Raw genomic sequence first — 19,385 nt, forward strand, 5'->3', positions numbered from 1 at the left:
GTATAAAAAAGCGAAAAGATATTTAAAAAAGATTTATATTTTACATAATATATGGATAAAAATTCATATTACTTGATAAGTAAAAACTTTTTTTCTTAAAATAGTGTATTTTCTCGTACTTCGTGGTATTATTAATGATAGAAATGTTTTCATTATGGAGGTAACTATGAACAAGAAGATTAAAAACTACATAATATACGGAATTTTTATTTTGTTATTATTTTTATCAACTCTTGCAAAATCTTTCTCTTCTGAAGTCTTTTGGCCAAGTGCAAAAAATATGCCTGTACCATTTGACGGAATTTTGTTTAACGATCCTCAAGATATTCAAAATTTGACTGTAACAAGAGCTATTGCAAATGAAAATAATAGAAATTATGTTAAATATGATATTTCATTTGATTATATAGGCGATTTTGGTAATTTTAGAATTTTAGGCAATCCTATAGGTCAAACTTTCTTTCCGGAAGGTATAAGCCCTGTATTCAGTGATGTAGAATTAAAAGGCGACTACGATAAAATTAATAGTTCTCTTTTCACAGAAAATTTAAAGTTAAAGGATTTATACAAAAAAGTTAAAAATTATAATTTTATGGCAACTTCTAAGATAAGAGTACCTTTAAAGAAAGAAGTTACCCAATATAACTTTACTGTAAAAAGTGAGCCTAAACATTTAAACTATGGTAAAAAAGGAACAATTTCAGAAAATTCAGTATTTATAACAAATGCCAGAGTAGATAGTTTTAAAGATACTACAAAACCAAAAGATGGAATAAAAAATGAAAGCAAAAATTTCAATCAATCAGGCTATTACGTAAACTCTCTTGAAATAATTAATGAAAAAGCAGTTTCATCAATATCTACAGCAAATACAATAAACAGCATTGTCTTTGTTCTTTCTATAATTTGTATGCTTCTTTTACTTTGGCTCAACAGTAAAAAATCTCAAATACCTTACATGATTTTAATGATGCTGTCAGTTATAACGGTGCATAGATTTTTAGATAGAGGAGCAAGCGTCTTTGGAATGCTGATTATTTGGACTATACTTGCTTATATAGGAGCTGTTATTTCAAATATTTATGGTAGAGATGAAATTACGGTTATGAAAAAAGATTTAAAACGTTCCTTAGCGTGGACAATAATCTTCTTTGTTATAGTTTTAATTATATTTATAATTCCAAGAGCAATTTAATAAAAAATTAACAACTCGTGAAAAGCGAGTTGTTTTTTTGTGAAAATATTTTCGTAATATTAGATTATTTTTTAAATCTTTTTTAAATACTAAAACCTATTAAATTGCGATCTATAGAGCTTTTAGTTTAAATTGAAAAATGCTATATTCTATAATATAATTAATTTACAAGTAAGAAACAGTTTATTCTTACAAAGGAGGTAACAATGAAAAGAAGATCACTTATTGCTTTATTGTTAGTTTTTGCAATGGCTCTTGTAGGTTGTGGAAATTCTGCACCTAAAGATGGTAATGACAAAAAAGCAAATGGTAACAAACAAGGAACTGAAGCAACAAAATCAGACTTAAAAATAGGATTTGTAACTGATGAAGGTGGAGTTAACGACCAATCATTTAACCAAGGAGTTAAAGAAGGTCTTGACAAAGCTAAAGAAGATTTTGGAGTAGATATAGCATACTCTGAATCAAAAGATTCAAATGACTATAAGCCGAATTTTGAAACTATGTTAGACGATGGAAAAGATTTAATCGTTGGTGCAGGCTATAAAATGGGAGATACAATAATTGAAGAAGCTAAAGCAAATCCCGATGTTAAATTTGCAATAGTTGATGTTGATCCAACAGTTGATGCCGATGGAAATAAAATCGAAGCACCATCTAACCTTGTAGGTATAATGTTTAGAGCTCAAGAACCATCTTTCTTAGTTGGTTACATTGCAGGACACACTACAAAAACTGACAAAGTTGGTTTTGTTGGTGGAGTTGAAAGTAACATAATCTGGGGATTTGACTATGGTTTTAGAGCAGGTGTTGATTATGCAGCAAAAGAACTTGGCAAAAAAATTGACGTTATGGTTCAATATGCAGCAAGTTTTGCAGACTCACAAAAAGGAAAAGCAATTGCAACTACTATGTTCCAAAATGGTGCTGATATAGTATTCCATGCAGCTGGCGGAACAGGAGACGGAGTTATTGAAGCAGCAAAAGAAATGGGAGAAGGAAAATGGGCAATAGGTGTTGACAGAGATCAAATTGATGCAGCTCCTGACAATGTATTAACTTCTGCTATGAAAAATGCAAATGTTGCAGTTTATAATATAGTTAAAGACCTAGCTGAAGGAAAAGAATTCCCAGGCGGAACAACTATTAATCTTGGTTTATCTGATAATGGAGCTGTTGGTATTGCTCCAAGTTCAGACAAGCACGTACCTGCAGAATTAATCGAAAAAACAAAAGCTATTGAAGAAAAAATAATTTCAGGTGAAATTACTGTTCCTTATAATGAAGAAACTTATAAAGAATATTCTGCAAAGTAAATTTATAAAAACACCCTTGCTTATGCAGGGGTATTTTTTTATATAAATATAAGCTTTCATAGGTTATAATATAAAAGAGAGGAGGCGAATCCTTTGAATGAGTCTAATGGCTTAGCTGTTGAAATGAGGAATATAACAAAAAAATTTGGAAATTTCACAGCAAATTATAATATTAATTTAGAAATAAAAAAAGGTGAAATTCATGCACTTCTTGGAGAAAACGGTGCAGGAAAATCTACTTTAATGAATATTTTATATGGAATGTATACAGCAACAGCTGGAGAAATTTTTGTAAATGGAAAAAAAGAAGAAATAAAAAATCCTAATGATGCAATAAAACTTGGACTTGGAATGGTTCACCAACATTTCATGTTAGTTGAGCCCTTTACCGTTGTTGAAAATATTATCCTTGGAATTGAACCAACAAAGGGAATTAAATTAGATTACAAAGCTGCGAAAAAACAGGTTGTAGACATATCAAATAAATATGGACTATCTATAAATCCTGATGAAAAAATTGAAAATATTAGTGTAGGAATGCAACAAAGGGTTGAAATATTAAAAGCTCTCTATAGAGGAGCAGATATTTTAATTTTTGATGAACCTACTGCTGTTTTAACTCCTCAAGAAATAGAGGAATTTGTAGATATTATTAAGGGACTTTCAAAGCAGGGAAAAACGATTATACTTATAACTCACAAATTAAAAGAAATTAAAGCCATGGCTGACAGATGCACGATTATAAGGCGTGGCAAAAAAATAGAAACTGTAAATGTGAGTGAAGTGTCTGAAGAAGAACTGGCTGATATGATGGTTGGTAGACAAGTTTTATTAACTGTGGATAAAAAAGAAATGGAGCCAGGAGATTTAATACTTAATGTGGACAATCTTGTTGTGAAAAGTTCAAGAAATATTGAAAAATTAAAAGGACTGAGTTTAAATTTGTTTCAAGGAGAAATACTTGGGATTGCTGGAATAGACGGAAATGGTCAAAGTGAACTTTTAGAAGCCTTAACAGGCCTTAGAAAGATTGAATCAGGAAAAGTTTTAATTGACGGCAAAGATATAACAAACCACACGCCTAAACAAATACAAGAGGCCGGAATGTACAATATTCCTGAAGATAGACAAAGACGTGGATTGGTTCTGGAGTTCAGCGTTGCTGACAATTTAATTTTAGAAGATTTTGCCGAAAAAGAATTTTCAAAAAATGGGATTTTTAACAGAAAAAATATATATGACCACGCTAATGATCTTGCGGAAAAATTTGATATAAGACCAAGAGATCCAAACTATTTAGCGGGCTCTTTATCAGGTGGTAATCAACAAAAAGTTATTATAGCAAGAGAAATTTCAAATGATCCTGAGGTTTTAATAGCAGCTCAGCCTACAAGAGGCCTTGATGTAGGTGCTATTGAATATGTTCACAAATATTTAGTTGCTCAAAGAGATGAAGGCAAAGCTGTTCTTTTAATTTCTTTTGAGCTGGATGAAATTATGAGCTTATCAGATAGAATTGCCGTAATATATGGTGGAAAAATAGTTAATACCTTTAAAGCCGGAACCGTTGATGAAAAACAAATAGGTCTTTTAATGGCAGGGGGAGGGCAAGATGAAAGCAAAAACTAAGATATTTTATACTGTTGTTTCCATATTATTAGGCTTTCTTTTTGGAGCAATTATTTTACTTATAAACGGAACAAATCCACTGGAAGCATATAAGGTTGTAATTCTTGGAGCAGTTGGCAAGCCACAATATATATCTTGGACAATAATAAAAGCTGTCCCAATAATATTAACAGGGATATCAGTAGCCTTTGCTTTTAGAACAGGCTTATTTAACATCGGTGCTGAAGGTCAATATATTATAGGTTCCATAGGGGCAGTTTTAGCAGGATATTTAGTTAAACTACCACCAATTATACATCCAATATTTTGCCTAATTGTTGGTTTTGTCTTTGGAGCCGTTTGGGGTGGCTTAGTTGGAATACTTAAAGCAAGATTTAACGTAAATGAAGTTATTTCTTCAATAATGTTAAACTGGATAGCTTTTTATTTTTCAAATTATATTTTAAGTTTTCCTTTTTTGAGAAAACCTCAAAGTGATTTATCATATTCAATTTTAGATTCAGCAAAAATAACAGTTTTAGGAAAGTGGAAGGCAAGTGAAGCTGGTATAAAATTTTTAAGCAAAAATCCTGGACTTAAGCAGTTTTTAAGACCACCATTAAATTGGGGAATTTTAATTGCTATAATTGTTGCAATTATTATTTGGTACATTTTAAACAGAACAACTTTAGGTTACCAGTTAAAAGCAGTGGGATTCAGCCCTGATGCCGCTGAATACGGTGGAATAAATGTAAAAAGAAATATGGCAACTTCTATGATTATTTCAGGAGCAATCTCTGGTCTGGCAGGTGCAGTCACCGTTTTAGGAGTTTCATTTAATATTTCATTAATGGCCGCTCAACAAGGATACGGATTTGATGGAATGGCAGTTTCTTTAATTGCAAGCAATAATCCTTTAGCATGCATTCCAGCAGGTTTACTCTTTGCAGGTCTTCAATATGGAGGAGGAAAATTAACGAGTGCTTTAGATACTCCTTCTGAGGTAATAAGTATTTTAATAGGTGTAATAGTTTTATTTATATCTATGCCAAAGCTACTTGAAATGATAGGAAAATTTTTCAAAAAAAACAAAAATGAAAAATTAGATGGAGAGGAGATAAAAAAATGATAGATATAGCCAATATTATAAGTATTACTCTTCTTTATTCAGCTCCTTTAATATATGCTGCCCTTGGAGGAGTTTTAAGTGAAAATTCAGGTGTAGTAAACATAGGTCTTGAAGGTATGATGACCATAGGAGCCTTAATAGGGGCTACAGTTGGATATTATTTAGGAAATCCTTGGATTGCATTTTTATGCGGAGGCATTGCCGGTTTATTACTATCATTACTTCATGCCATAGCAACCATACATTTTGCAGCAGACCATGTTGTTTCAGGTATAGCAATTAACTTAATAGGCCCTGGAATGTCATTGTTTTTATCAAGAAGATTTTTTGATGGAGCTGCTTTAACAAAGCCAATTCCCTTTGAAAATAAATTGCCTAAAGTATTTGGAAGTTTGTTTAAAAGTTTACCTAAAAATGAATTTACAAAATCAATGTCAATCATTTTTAACCAATATATTATTGTTTACATTGCTTTTGCTTTAGTATTTTTAACTTGGTTCATACTATATAAAACAAAACTAGGACTTAGAATAAGAGCAGTAGGAGAACATCCAAGAGCAGCAGAATCATTAGGAGTAAACGCCTATAAAATAAAATATATTTGCGTATTAGCTTCAGGATTTTTAGCTGGCTTAGGAGGAGCGTCTATGTCTCTTGCCATAGTGTCAAATTACAGAGATACACTTATTGCGGGTCAAGGATTTATAGCTCTTGCAGCCATGATATTTGGAGGATGGAAACCTCAAGGAGCAATGCTTGCTTGTTTATTATTTGGAGCAGCTCAAGGTTTTACTGTATTCTTAGGTTCTAAAGGATTTAAAGTAGATTCCAATTTACTTGCAATGTTGCCTTATGTTATAACTCTTATAGTTTTAGTAGCTTTTGTTAAAAGCGTAAAGGCCCCAAGTGCAGATGGAAAACCATATGAAAGAAATAATTAAAAAAGAGGAGATAGGGCTCCTCTTTTTTTTGCCTTAATAGGCATTCTTGACTTATCTTTATTAAACGTATACAATATTTAGTAGAAGTTTTAGAAACTTGAAAACTTAATATGGAGGTGCTAAGCTATTGCCGGAAATAATAAAAATTCTTTTAAGCGCTATTATTTCTTTGGGATTAGGCTACTTTGTAAGAAAGTATATTGCTGAAAATAAAGTAGGAAAAGCTGAGGAAATTGCAAATAAAATCGTAATTGATGCCGAGCATACTGCCGAATCAAAGAAAAAAGAACTTTTAGTTGAAGCAAAAGAAGAAATTCACAAAATGAGAGCAGAAGTGGAATCCGAAAATAAGCTTAGACGAGCAGAACTTTCACAATTAGAAACAAGAGTATTGGCAAGAGAAGAATCTATTGAAAAGAAATCTAATTCACTTGAAAAGAAGGAAGAAAAACTTAATCGTAAACTTGAAGAAGCTAAAGCTAAAAATGAAGAAGCGGAAAGTTTAATTGAAAAAAGAAATTTGGAACTTCAAAGAGTTTCAGGACTAAGTGTTGAAGAGGGTAAGAGAATCTTACTTTCAGAACTTGAAAAAGATGTAGTTCATGAATCCGCACAAATTATTAGAGAAAATGAACTTAGAATTAAAGATGAATCTCAAAAATATGCACGAGATATTATAGTACAAGCTATACAAAGATGTGCAGCAGATACTGTTGCAGAGAACACTGTTTCAGTTGTTTCTTTGCCAAATGATGAAATGAAAGGTAGAATAATCGGTAGAGAAGGAAGAAATATAAGAGCTATAGAATCATTAACAGGAGTTGATTTAATTATTGATGATACACCTGAAGCTGTAGTTTTGTCTTGCTTTGATCCTATTAGAAGAGAAGTTGCAAGAATTGCAATTGAAAAGCTCGTCTCAGATGGAAGAATTCACCCAACTAGAATTGAAGAGACAGTAGAACGTGCTAAGAAAGAAATTGAAGTAACAATTAAGGAATCCGGAGAACAAGCAGCATACGATGCAGGAGTACATGGATTACACCCTGAACTTATAAAGTATTTAGGAAGACTAAAGTATAGAACAAGTTATGGGCAAAATGTATTAAAGCATTCAGTTGAAGTTGCACAGATAGCCGGAATAATTGCTTCTGAACTTGGAGCAGACGTTAAAATTGCTAAACGTGGCGGTTTACTTCACGATCTTGGTAAAAGTATAGACCATGAAGTTGAGGGACCACATGTTGACTTGGGGGTTGACCTTGCAAGAAGGTATAAAGAACCTGAATCTGTAGTCCATACTATTGAAGCTCATCATAATGATGTTGAACCAAGTACATTGGAAGCTGTTATAGTTCAAGCAGCAGATGCAATATCAGCAGCAAGACCAGGTGCAAGAAGAGAAACAGTTGAATCTTATATAAAACGTCTTGAAAAGCTTGAAGAAATAGCAAATGAATATGAAGGTATTGAAAAATCATATGCTGTTCAAGCTGGAAGAGAAATTAGGATAATTGTTAAACCAGAGATGATTTCTGAATCCGAAATTATTGTTACTGCAAGAAATATAGCAAAACAAGTTGAAGCTGAACTTGATTTTCCTGGACAAATAAAAGTTAATGTCATAAGAGAAACAAGAGCAGTTGAATATGCAAAATAATATCTAAACCTGCCAATGGCAGGTTTTTTTAATAGGAGAAAATATGATTTCCACATTATTAGATGATTTTATAGGATATCTTGGATCTACAAGATCTTTATCGAAAAAAACTATGGAAGGATATTATTATGATATCCGAACTTTTTTAAGATTTATGAAAATAAGAAGAGGTTTAGCTAATGAAGAAAATTTTGACTCTATCGATATAGATGATATAGATGCAGAATTTTTAGAAAATATAAAAAAGACAGATTTATATGCTTTTAACGCTTATCTTGAAAGAAGACGTGACAACTCAAACAGAACTAAATACAGAAAATTGTCTGCAATAAGAACTTTTTTTAATTATCTTTCAGTTAAAATAAATGTAATAGATCACAATCCCATAGAAGATATAGATATGCCTAAATTGGAAAAGACTTTGCCGGTAGCTTTGACATTGGATGAAGCAATAAAATTTTTAAATACAATTAAACATAGTGAACAATCGGAATTTTTTAAAAATAGAGATTACGCCATAGCCACTTTATTTTTAAATTGCGGGATGAGATTATCTGAGCTTGCTTCTATAAATTTAGAGGATATAAGGGATGATAAAAGTTTAAAAATTATGGGAAAGGGGAAAAAAGAAAGAACTGTTTACTTAAATGATGCCTGCATAAAAGCCTTAGATGATTATTTAAAGTTAAGACCTGATGTAGAAGATAAGGCACTTTTTTTAAGCAGATTGAACAAGAGAATCGGAAATAGGGGAATACAAAATATGATTGAAAAACATATTTTGGAGGCAGGACTTGACCCTAATAAATATACAGTCCACAAACTAAGACATACAGCTGCAACTCTTATGTATAGGTATGGTAATGCAGATTTGAGGTCCTTACAGGAAGTTCTCGGGCATGTTTCTGTAACAACAACTCAAATTTATACCCATGTAAGTGATGAACAAATAAGAACAACCGTTGAAAATAACCCTTTAGGAAAAATTGACAATGAAATTAAATGAATTTTTAAAATCAAACAACAAAAAACAATTAATTGGAAACACTTCAGTTTTTGCAGATTCAATAATTGAAGAGTTTACAATAAAAAATGGAGGAAGTTTTTTAATAAGTCCAATTGATATAAAAAAACTTGTAAAAGAACTCTCCATAGAAGAAATAATTAAATCAGGTGAAAAATATTCAAATGAAATTGAATCAGTGCTTTTTATTTATGATCTGCTAAAAAATACAGAACTTGAATTTTTTAAAGAAAATCAAATTTCTCTAAGCCTTGCACAAGAATTTTATAATTTAATCCAAGAATTAAAACTTACAAATTATAAAGAAGAAGCCTTTAACAACAATAGGCTTAGAGATTTTTTAAAAATTTTTAAACTTTATAACGAAAAGCATAAGGGAATAGATTATGGAGATTCAATTAAAATAGCTTTAAATTTTAAAGATGATCAAATAGAAAGAGCTATTATAGAAAATACCGATTTAAGATATTACGAGGAAAAACTTCTTAATTTATTAAATGTAAAGACAATTGAGCTTGATAAATATGAATTTAATAAGAAAAAAACTGAAATTTATAAGTGCTTTTCTCAGAGAGATGAAGTTTTAAACCTTTTAGAAATAATAATAAAAGAAAAAATAAATCCGAAAGATATAGAAATTGTATACACTGATGCATCCTACATAGAAATATTAAAATCATTTTTATTTACAAATCTTCCTATAAAATTCAATAAAGAAAAAGAAGTAGAACTTATTGAAATTCTCGAAAATATATTTTCTTTTGTAGATAGTAATTTTTCTCCTAAATTTTATAAAAAAATAAAAAATATTTGTAGAATTTATGAAGATGTAAATATAGATTTTATAGGGGATAAAAATAACTATTTAAATTTAAGTGATTTTGCAAAAGATCTTGTAGATATACTTCCGGCTAAAAAAGAAGAAAAAATAAATTTTAGGGATTTTTTAAATAACCTATTAACTTTTTCAAAAAAATATTTAAATCTTAGAGAAGAGGTTGTAGACCTAATAAAAAATATTTCAAGCTTTTCTAAAGAAAAATACCTGTACTTTTATGAAGCTTTAGAATTTTTAAAATTTCAAATTGAAAATTTAAATATTTCTAAAGCCACTGAATCATTTATAAGAGTTTCAAATATTTATGATGAAAGGATTTTTACAAGAAAATATGCCTTTATTCTGGGAATGGCTAGTGAATTTTTTCCAACAACAATAGGAGAATCACCAGTTATTAGAGATTCAGAATTAGAAAAAATTTCAAAAAAAATTACAACAAAGGAAAAATTAAATTCAGCAAAATACAATTTGGCAAAATATAAAATTAATAATTTTTTCAGCTTAGGAGAAAAAATTTATTTCTCTTATCCTCAAGTGGATGAAAAAAATGAGAAATATACAGAAGCTGTTTTTTTACAAAATTTAAATTTACCAGAAATAGAAAAAAATTATTATAGTTTTGATTCTTTAGAAGAAAAATTTCAGGAATTAAGAGAAAATAATTTTCAAGAAATATTAAAAAATTTTGTATTTTCAGCTACATCTTTAAATGTATTAAATTTAAGCCCAAAATGTTTTTATAATAAATTTATTTTAAATTTAGATGATGACGAAGAGGAAATCTTTGATGAAGATTTAATTTTCCCATTTTACGCAACAGGTTCCATAGTTCATGAAAGCTTAAAAAATATTGTAGATCAAATTAATGAGAAAGGATCACTCTTTGCTCTTGAACAAGTGGAAAATATTTTAAATAAAAATATAGAGCCGTATTTAAAAAAATATCCTCAAAGATTGGAAAAACCCTTTGAAAATTATAAAAATAATTTAAGGGATATGATTAAAAATTATTTAATAGATTTTATAGAAAAAAATCCAAATGAAAAATTTTATAAAACAGAATATAGCTTTGGATTCGGACAAAAAGAGTCTTTATGTAAAGATCCAGTTACTATAGAAATCGGAAAATATAAAATTAAGGTTAAAGGATCAATTGATAGGTTGGATTTATTAGAAGATCAAATGGTTTTAATTGATTATAAAACAGGCAACAGCAAATTAATAAAAGATATGGACAATAAAAACAGACTTATACAGGACTTTATATATAAAAAAGTCTTAGAAAAGTTTTTTTCAAAAGATATTACATGTCAGTATCATTTTATAAAAAATAGGGAAATATATGAGCCTTGTGGAGATTTTGAAGAAACGGAAAAAAACTTAGAATTGCTTTTTGATTTTGTAAATGAATATGGTTTCGTTAAACCAGAAAAAATGGCTGGTTTATCAGGAAAGTATGAGAATCTGAAAAAGGACAAATCAGAAATAGAAAAGGCAATAAGCTTTAGTGAAAATTATTTGGTGCTTTAATGGAAATGAATAAATTATTAGAAATCGAAAATCTTAAAAGAGAAAATTTAATAAAAGAATTTAATAAAAACTTTTTAGTTGAATCAGGAGCTGGCGCGGGAAAAACTTACTTATTAGTTGAAAGAATGACAAATTTAATTGAAAAGGGCATTTTTAAACCTCAAGAAATTGTGGCCATAACCTTTACCAATAAGGCTGCTCAAGAACTTAGATCGAGAATTCAAAGTAAACTTTTAGAGAAAGTAAATCCTAATGAAAATATTAAATATGCGATAGAAAATTTTAATAAAATAAATATTTCTACAATACATTCCTTTGCCAATAAATTAATTCAAGAAATGCCATTTTATGCAAACTTGGGTCTTAATTTTAATGTAAAAGAAGATGAAGATTATGATTCATATCTACTTAGTATTTATAAAAAATTTATAGAAAGAGATCTTAAAACCTATATAAAAGAAAGCCAACTGAAAATATTTGAAAAGGCAGAAAATAAAAAAATAATATTGGGTCAAATTTCAAAATTTATATTAAATCAAAACACTGAATTTCCAAATTATTTTGACGATAATACTAAAATTTATTTTATAGAAGAACTTTTAAAAGATTCTTATGAAATTATAGATAAAATAAATAAATTTATAAAAGATTTAAAAGTTGATACAAGTGTTTACAGGAGTGATTTTCTTAAAAATTTGCAAGAATTAAATCTTTATAAAAACAATAATTCTTACGGAAATTTTTTAAAAAGTATTTTTGACTTTTGGGTTTTTATGCAAAATGAAAAAATAATAGAAAGTCCTTTTACAAAAGTAAAATACAAGGCAAATGATGATATAAAAAATAAAGTTAAGGATTCTACAATAATTCAAGGCGCAATAAGATGTGAATTGAATGAGAAGATAAGACTTTATTTAAATAACCTATATGGAGGCTTTGTCGGCGCCTCTGAGGGCTTTAGTAAATTTATTGATGAGTTTGTATCAGGAGACTATAAAACTTTGTCTAACGACGATTTAGTGCGTTTGGCATTGAAGATAGTTGAGGACTACCAGTCAAGGATGTATTTGCAAAGCAAATATAAGTATTTTTTTGTAGATGAGTTTCAAGATACAGATCCTATACAGACAAAATTTATTCTTGCCTTTTGTTCAAAAGATGAGGGGAATTTAAAGAATAAAAATTTTTCTGATTTTACTTTAAAAGATCAGGCCTTATTTTTAGTAGGAGACCCTAAACAATCAATTTATAGATTTAGGGGGGCAGATTTAAACAACTATGAAAAAGTAAAAAATATTTTCGAGAATCAAACTAACAGCGAATTTATTATCTTAGATAAATCTTTTAGATTTGACGATGAGTTGGCGTCTGAAATATTTGATATTTATAAAAATGATTTTGAAACTCCAACTGGACCCTATAATTTAAAATTAAATAACATTTTAACTAATGGAAAAAATTCAGCTTTAATGGGAATTTATTATCCTACCCTTGATTTTGATTTGGAATTTTTATTAAGTTTAATAACAGACCAAGATTTGAAATTATTTTTAAATAAAATCTATGATGAAGAGAAAAATGATTGTTTTTCAAATTTATTTATAAATTTTTTAATAAGGAGAGAAAGCTTTATAAAAGATAATTTAAAAGAGCTTGAAGATTTTAAAATTCAAAAAAATATAGAGGATATAAATTTAGAAAAATTATTTAAAAATAAAGCTTTTAAAGGTAATAAGGATTCTTTATTTGTAAGTGTCGGATTTTTTATAAATTATTTAGTCGAAACCCAAAATATAAAAGAAAAAGATATTTTAGTTTTAACCAGAACAAATTCTGGGGCTGAGGAAATGAGCGGTATTTTATATGCTTTGGGTTATGACATTGACACAAGCACAAACAGTAAATATTTTAATTTTCCGTCTATAAAAAATGCTTATAATTTTTATAAATTTTTAATAGATCAAAATAATAAAAATTTTCTTAGAATGCTTAGAGGGCTTTTTAAAATAGATGATATAAAAGCTTTTGAAATAAAAAAATATCTTCTTGAAAATAATTTTTTAGACTTGTTGGAAAAGAAAAAATTTTTAGAAGAAAAAGAAATAGAATTTATTTTTTCTTACTTAAATTATAATAAAGTGTCCTTAAGTGCAGCTTTAAGAGCTATGGAATTAGATTTTGAAAGTTTTACAGATGGCACTGTTAGGGAAAAGGAATATGAAACCTTTATAAGTTTTATGGAGAAACTTTTAAATAAAGACCTTTCATTTAAAGATTATAAAAATTACAGTGGAAATATTTTAAAAACTGACAATATTGAGAAGCTTAGAGTTATGAATCTTCACAAGGCTAAGGGTCTTCAAGGAAAATTTGTTATAATTATAGGAGAAAGTGCTTTAAAAGAAGAAAAAAGTGGATATTTTGATAGAGAAAAAAATCAAGGTTATGTTGATTTTTCTTCAAACAATAAGTTAATAAAAAGATATCAAGTCCCCAGCTATGACAATCCAGAAATAGAGCTTCTTGATAGGTCGGAAAGTAAAAAAGAAAATATAAGATTAAATTATGTTGCTGCAACAAGAGCTGAATCAGCTTTATTTGTATTTGATTTGTATGAAGTTTATAAGGAAATTTTTAAATTTGGTAAACCTTATTTATATAAAATTTCTAAGGGGAAAAATAAAGGAATCAACAAAAAATCTGAATTTGTAAAAGATATTTGTTCTTACAAATTTAACTTTACAGAAGAACCCCAAAAAGATAAAAAAATTAAAAATACATTTTATAAAAACGATGAGCTTATTTTACGTCCTCATGGTTCTTGGTACGGCACAATTTTTCACAGACTTATGGAACTTTCTGTGAATGATTATTTGAGAAAAGAAATACCTGATTTTAAAATTAATTTAAGACTTGCCATAGGCGAATTTTTATTTGATAAAGATTTAAATAATGAAAAAGATTTTATAAAATTAAATCTTGAAGCTGATAATTTTAGCGAAAATATAGAAAAAATTTATTCCTATGTGGAAGAAACAATTAAAAAAAGTTACGAAAATATTTTTCCTCAATTAGTTTCTATTTTTAAAGATGCAGATAAAATTTATACGGAAGTACCCTTTACTATTTTTGAAGAAAAATATATAAGAGGCAGAATAGATCTTTTAGTCATTAAGGACAATATATACACAGTTTATGATTATAAAACCGACTTATTAGGAGAAGAAGCCAATTATAAATATGAGGATCAATTAAATTTTTATAAGTCTGCCGTTGAAAAAATTTTTAAGGTAGAAAGAAGAAATATAAAGACAAAAATAATTAATTGTAATTAAGGAGATAAAATGAGGCTTGATAAATATTTAAAAAATTCAAGGATTATAAAAAGAAGAACCGTTGCCAAGGAAGCTTGCGATGGAGGAAGAATCTCAATAAATAATAAAATTGCCAAGGCTTCGGACGATGTTAAAATTGATGATATTTTAGAAGTAAGATTTGGAAATTCAACTTTTAAATGTAAAGTTACTAAAATTTTAGAAAGTGCAAAAAAAGATGATGCGGCTTTAATGTATGAAGTTATTAACTAAATGTAAAATAAGCTTGTTTTTTACAAGTGTAAATGTAATAATTTACTTGTAGGAAGGGATTTATATGAAAAGAAAATTTCCGCCGCTTTTAATGTTAATATTGGTTCTTGTAATTTTATACGGAACTTATTCTGTATCTAATTCTTTAATTACTAGGAATAGAATTAAACAGCAAATGTCAGAAAATGATAAAAAAATTAAAACTTTAAAAGATGACATATCAAAGATTAAAGAAGAAATAGAAAATTCAGATTCGCTTGAATTTATTGAAAAAGTGGCCAGAGAAGAGTATGGAATGGTAAAGCCCAGAGAAGTTATCTATGTAGATAAAGAAAAAGAAAACAATATGGAGGATCCAATTGGGGTTAGAGATAGGTAGTATAGTTGAAGGTACAGTTTCATCTGTTATGAAATTCGGAGCATTTGTTGATATTGGACAAGGACAAAGTGGATTGGTGCATATTTCTGAAGTTTCTGATGAATATGTAAAGGATATAGATAAATTTTTAAAAAAAGGCGACAAAGTCAAGGCTGTTGTTATAGATAACCAAGAAGGAAAAATAGCTTTATCTATAAAAAAACTTAAACCTAAAGTAGTAAAGCCTCAAGAACCAGAGCCAGAAAAAAAATATAAGGATTTATCTTTTGAAGAAAAACTTTCAAAATTTATGAAAGAATCAAACACCAAGTATGAACAAATGCGTTCAAGAGAAAACTCTAAATATGGTAGATCCAAATCAAGAAAATAATAGTGATAGACAAAATCTATCACTTTTTGCATTATGTTTGAAAAATTTAATGAAACTATAAAAACAAACAATTTAATAGAAAAAAATGACACTATTTTAATGGGAGTTTCCGGTGGAGCAGATTCAGTTTACTTATTTTTTGGACTTTTAAGTTTAAAAGAAAAATATAATTTAAATTTAAAATGCGCCCATATAAATCACGGAATCAGAGAAAGTGCAAAAAGAGATGAATTATATGTAAAATCTCTTTGTGATAAATATGATGTTGAATTTAATTTACTGAGCACTAATATGAATGAATATGCTTTAAAAGAAAAGTTATCTAAAGAAGAAGCTGGAAGAAAATTAAGGTATGATTTTTTTAATAAAATAGCAACTTCAAAGGCAAAAATAGCCCTTGCCCATAATTTTGATGATAATATGGAAACTATTTTATTTAGAATTATAAGGGGAACGGGTATAAGCGGCTTAAGGGGAATACCTTATAAAAGAGATAATATTATAAGGCCTCTTTTAGATACTAAAAGACAAACTATAGAGGAAGAGCTTAAAAAACTTGGCATTCCATGGATGCTTGATGAAACAAATTTAATAAATGACTATTCAAGAAATATGTTAAGAAATGAATTAATACCCTTTGTTGAAAAAAATTTTAACACTTCTTTTAAAGAATCTTTAAACAGACTTAGACTTAACTCCACAGAAATATATGATTTTATTTCTAAAGAAACTAAAGCATATACAAATAAAAATTATTTAGAAGTTGAAAAAGTAATAGATTTAGACCAGGGTCTTCTAAATGAAGTTATAAGAACTTTTATTTTAAGAAATAAAAATAATTTAAACTCAATTGACAGGAACCACATTGAAGCCTTTATAAACTTAATGAAATCTGAAAATGGAAAGTCTATAAATCTTCCAGGAATAAATTTATATAAGCATGATGATAAAATTTTTGCTCAAGGTAAAACAATTGATAGAAATGAAAGCTCATTAAATTTAGGAGAAAATTTTACGGATTTCGGTAAATTTGAATTATCAAAAGATAAGTTAAATGGAGAACATGTAATAGTTATTGATTATGAAAGTATAAATGGAAATTTAAAGGTCACTAAAAGGGAAAGTGGAGATAGATTTAATCCAATAGGTTTAAAGGGAAGTAAAAAATTAAAAGATTTCTTTAATGACATAAAAATATCACCCTTTTTAAGGAATGAAATTCCAATTATAAGAGATGAGAAAGATATTGTTTGGGTTGTTCCGTATAGAATGAGCGAAAACAATAAAATAAAAGAAGATACTAAAAATAAGCTTTGGATAAAGTGGGAGGAAAAATGAAAGAATTTTTAGATGAAATTTTGTATTCTGAAGAAGATATAGACAAAAAAGTAAGAGAACTTGGTGCTCAAATAACAAAAGATTATAAAGACAAGGATCTTTTAGTTGTTGGAATTTTAAAGGGTGCAGTTTCCTTTATGTCAGATTTAATAAAGAGAATAGATCTTCCTTTAACTGTTGATTATATGGATGTTACAAGTTATGAAGGGGTGAACACTTCAGGACAGGTAAAAATTTTAAAAGATTTGGATAATTCCATTGAGGGTAAAGATGTTCTTATTGTTGAAGACATTATAGATACAGGAACAACTCTTAACTACATTAAAAATCTTTTTGAAAACAGACTGGCTAATTCAGTTACCATTGCAACTTTATTGAACAAGCCTAAAAGAAGAAAAATTGATGTTTATGTTAAATATATAGGCTATGATATTGAGGATTTGTTTGTGATAGGTTATGGCTTGGATTATAATGAAATCGGAAGAAATTTACCATATATAGGCACATTAAAAAAGGAAATTTATAGTTAGAGGTGATTATTTGAAAAAACGTTTTGGAGGAGCATCATTTTATTTAGCTTTAATAGTAGTCTTAATATTTGCTATAAGATTTTTCAATCCGCCATCAGGAACCATTGAAAATAAAAGTTTTACAAATTTTGTAGAAGATATTAATAAAAACAGTACAAATAAAAACATTAAAGAAATAACAATAGATCAAGATGAAAGAACAGCCCTGGTAACAAAAGAAGATGGGCAGACTTATAAAGTTTATATACCGGGTTACGACAATAGCGGTGAGTTATACTTAAATGATTTATCAGACACAATTAAAAACAAGGGAATAGCTGTCAGCTTTTCAGCACCTAAAGTTACTCCCATATTTGTTGAACTTTTACCGTCAATTATTACCATAGGACTATTTATTTTTATATGGTTTACATTTATTCAACAAGCTCAAGGTGGCTCTAAAATGGGAAGCTTTGGCAAGAGCAAGGCAAGAGTTTTTAAACCTGAAGATGGTAATCCTGTAAGTTTTAAGGATGTAGCAGGCCTTGTTGAAGAAAAAGAAGAACTCTTAGAAATAGTAGATTTCTTAAAAAACCCAAAAAAGTTTGTTGATATGGGAGCAAGAATACCAAAGGGAGTATTACTTGTAGGCCCTCCTGGAACGGGAAAGACTTATTTATCTCGTGCAGTTGCCGGAGAAGCAAGAGTACCTTTCTTTTTAATGAGCGGTTCTGATTTTGTAGAGATGTTTGTAGGTGTAGGAGCAAGTCGTGTAAGAGATTTGTTTGAAACTGCAAAGAAAAATTCACCTTGTATAATATTTATTGATGAAATTGATGCGGTTGGTAGAAAAAGAGGAGCAGGTCTTGGCGGAGGCCATGATGAGAGAGAACAGACCCTAAACCAACTTCTTGTTGAAATGGATGGATTCGGTAAAAATGAAGGCGTAATAGTCATGGCTGCTACTAATAGGGCAGATATTCTCGACCAAGCACTTTTAAGACCGGGAAGATTTGACAGGACTGTTTATGTTGGAAAACCTGACATAAAAGGAAGAGAAGATGTTTTAAAGGTTCATTCAAAAAATAAAAAACTTGCTACAGATGTAAATTTAAAAACTATAGCAAAGACAACTCCAGGCTTTACTCCTGCTGATCTTGAAAATCTTATGAATGAAGCTGCACTTCTTGCAGCAAGAAGAAATGAAGATAAAATTTGCATGGAAGATATTGAAGAAGCAACAATTAAGGTTCAAGCAGGGCCAGCTAAAAAATCAAGAGTAATTTCCGATAAAGAAAGAAAACTAACTGCAGTTCATGAATCAGGTCACGCAGTTGTAGCAAGACTTTTGCCAAACCATGATCCTGTCCACATGATTACTATTATTCCAAGAGGAATGGCAGGAGGCTTTACCGCCTATATTCCTGAAGATGATGTAAACTTCATGACAAAATCTGAAATGGAAGATAATTTAGTCTCTCTATTGGGTGGTCGTGTTGCAGAATCTCTTGTCCTTGATGACATATCTACAGGAGCTTCCAACGACATTGAAAGAGCAACTCAACTGGCAAGGGATATGGTAACAAGATACGGAATGAGTGAAAGAATAGGTACAATAACTTATGGCAGCGATGAAGATGAAATATTTGTAGGAAGAGATTTAGCAAGGAGTAAAAATTATTCTGAAAAAACTGCTTCTGAAATAGATGAAGAAATCGGAAGGCTTATAAATAATGCTTACGGAAAGGCAAAAAAACTTTTAAGTGAAAATATTGAAATTTTAATTAAAGTTTCAGATGTTTTATTAGAAAAAGAAACAATTGACAAAAATGAATTTGAAAGAATTTTTACAGGCAAACAAGAAGATTCTTTAGAAGACGGTAAAAATAATGAAGATTTAATAAAAAGCACCGATCTTTCAGAAGAAGCAAAAAAAATAATAGAAAAAAATAATGATTAAT

Annotated in this window: 15 protein-coding genes; all 15 read left to right on the plus strand. The window is 28.9% G+C overall.

Annotated elements, in window-relative coordinates; all coding sequences use genetic code 11:
- Nucleotides 1-166 precede the first annotated feature (166 nt).
- The 15 genes from J2S72_RS00470 to ftsH all read left to right on the plus strand — a co-directional run bounded on the left by J2S72_RS00470 (nt 167) and on the right by ftsH (nt 19,384).
- Nucleotides 167-1,195 (plus strand): hypothetical protein, encoded by a 1,029-nt coding sequence (locus J2S72_RS00470; protein WP_307494818.1) that lies wholly within the window; start codon nt 167-169, stop codon nt 1,193-1,195.
- A 206-nt stretch (nt 1,196-1,401) separates the two neighbouring features.
- A complete protein-coding gene (locus tag J2S72_RS00475; RefSeq protein ID WP_307494819.1) occupies nt 1,402-2,511 on the plus strand; it encodes a BMP family lipoprotein in 1,110 nt (369 codons plus the stop codon).
- 123 nt (nt 2,512-2,634) lie between these two features.
- Nucleotides 2,635-4,140: an ABC transporter ATP-binding protein gene (locus tag J2S72_RS00480; protein ID WP_036739982.1), complete on the plus strand. Its 1,506-nt coding sequence runs from the start codon at nt 2,635-2,637 to the stop codon at nt 4,138-4,140.
- Nucleotides 4,124-5,248 carry an ABC transporter permease gene (locus J2S72_RS00485; protein ID WP_023056344.1) on the plus strand — a complete coding sequence of 375 codons (1,125 nt, stop codon included), beginning with the start codon at nt 4,124-4,126 and terminating at the stop codon, nt 5,246-5,248. Before J2S72_RS00480 ends, J2S72_RS00485 begins: the two co-directional genes overlap by 17 nt.
- The gene (locus J2S72_RS00490) at nt 5,245-6,189 is read left to right on the plus strand and encodes an ABC transporter permease (protein ID WP_023056322.1); all 945 of its coding nucleotides are present in this window, start codon (nt 5,245-5,247) and stop codon (nt 6,187-6,189) included. Before J2S72_RS00485 ends, J2S72_RS00490 begins: the two co-directional genes overlap by 4 nt.
- 127 nt (nt 6,190-6,316) lie before the next feature.
- On the plus strand, nt 6,317-7,849 hold the full coding sequence (gene rny / locus J2S72_RS00495; protein ID WP_023056306.1) for a ribonuclease Y: 1,533 nt from the start codon (nt 6,317-6,319) through the stop codon (nt 7,847-7,849).
- A gap of 43 nt (nt 7,850-7,892) precedes the next feature.
- Nucleotides 7,893-8,855 (plus strand): tyrosine recombinase XerC, encoded by a 963-nt coding sequence (locus J2S72_RS00500; RefSeq protein ID WP_307494820.1) that lies wholly within the window; start codon nt 7,893-7,895, stop codon nt 8,853-8,855.
- Nucleotides 8,842-11,241, plus strand: a complete 2,400-nt coding sequence (locus J2S72_RS00505; protein ID WP_307494821.1) for a PD-(D/E)XK nuclease family protein — start codon at nt 8,842-8,844, stop codon at nt 11,239-11,241. Before J2S72_RS00500 ends, J2S72_RS00505 begins: the two co-directional genes overlap by 14 nt.
- A gap of 5 nt (nt 11,242-11,246) precedes the next feature.
- The gene (locus J2S72_RS00510) at nt 11,247-14,576 is read left to right on the plus strand and encodes a UvrD-helicase domain-containing protein (RefSeq protein WP_162146349.1); all 3,330 of its coding nucleotides are present in this window, start codon (nt 11,247-11,249) and stop codon (nt 14,574-14,576) included.
- Nucleotides 14,577-14,585: 9 nt separating this feature from the next.
- Nucleotides 14,586-14,828: an RNA-binding S4 domain-containing protein gene (locus J2S72_RS00515; RefSeq protein WP_023056429.1), complete on the plus strand. Its 243-nt coding sequence runs from the start codon at nt 14,586-14,588 to the stop codon at nt 14,826-14,828.
- Between the two features lie 64 nt (nt 14,829-14,892).
- The gene (locus J2S72_RS00520) at nt 14,893-15,207 is read left to right on the plus strand and encodes an FtsB family cell division protein (RefSeq protein ID WP_023056327.1); all 315 of its coding nucleotides are present in this window, start codon (nt 14,893-14,895) and stop codon (nt 15,205-15,207) included.
- Nucleotides 15,188-15,577 carry a S1 RNA-binding domain-containing protein gene (locus tag J2S72_RS00525; RefSeq protein WP_023056323.1) on the plus strand — a complete coding sequence of 130 codons (390 nt, stop codon included), beginning with the start codon at nt 15,188-15,190 and terminating at the stop codon, nt 15,575-15,577. The genes J2S72_RS00520 and J2S72_RS00525 overlap by 20 nt, the downstream gene beginning before the upstream one ends.
- Nucleotides 15,578-15,610: 33 nt before the next feature.
- Nucleotides 15,611-16,915, plus strand: a complete 1,305-nt coding sequence (gene tilS, locus J2S72_RS00530) for a tRNA lysidine(34) synthetase TilS (RefSeq protein ID WP_023056335.1) — start codon at nt 15,611-15,613, stop codon at nt 16,913-16,915.
- The gene (hpt, locus tag J2S72_RS00535) at nt 16,912-17,445 is read left to right on the plus strand and encodes a hypoxanthine phosphoribosyltransferase (protein WP_023056406.1); all 534 of its coding nucleotides are present in this window, start codon (nt 16,912-16,914) and stop codon (nt 17,443-17,445) included. The genes tilS and hpt overlap by 4 nt, the downstream gene beginning before the upstream one ends.
- A gap of 10 nt (nt 17,446-17,455) precedes the next feature.
- The gene (gene ftsH / locus J2S72_RS00540) at nt 17,456-19,384 is read left to right on the plus strand and encodes an ATP-dependent zinc metalloprotease FtsH (protein WP_023056385.1); all 1,929 of its coding nucleotides are present in this window, start codon (nt 17,456-17,458) and stop codon (nt 19,382-19,384) included.
- Nucleotide 19,385 lies beyond the last annotated feature (1 nt).

This window comes from Peptoniphilus koenoeneniae (assembly GCF_030812875.1).
In the GTDB taxonomy this organism is placed as follows: Bacteria; Bacillota; Clostridia; order Tissierellales; family Peptoniphilaceae; genus Peptoniphilus_B; species Peptoniphilus_B koenoeneniae.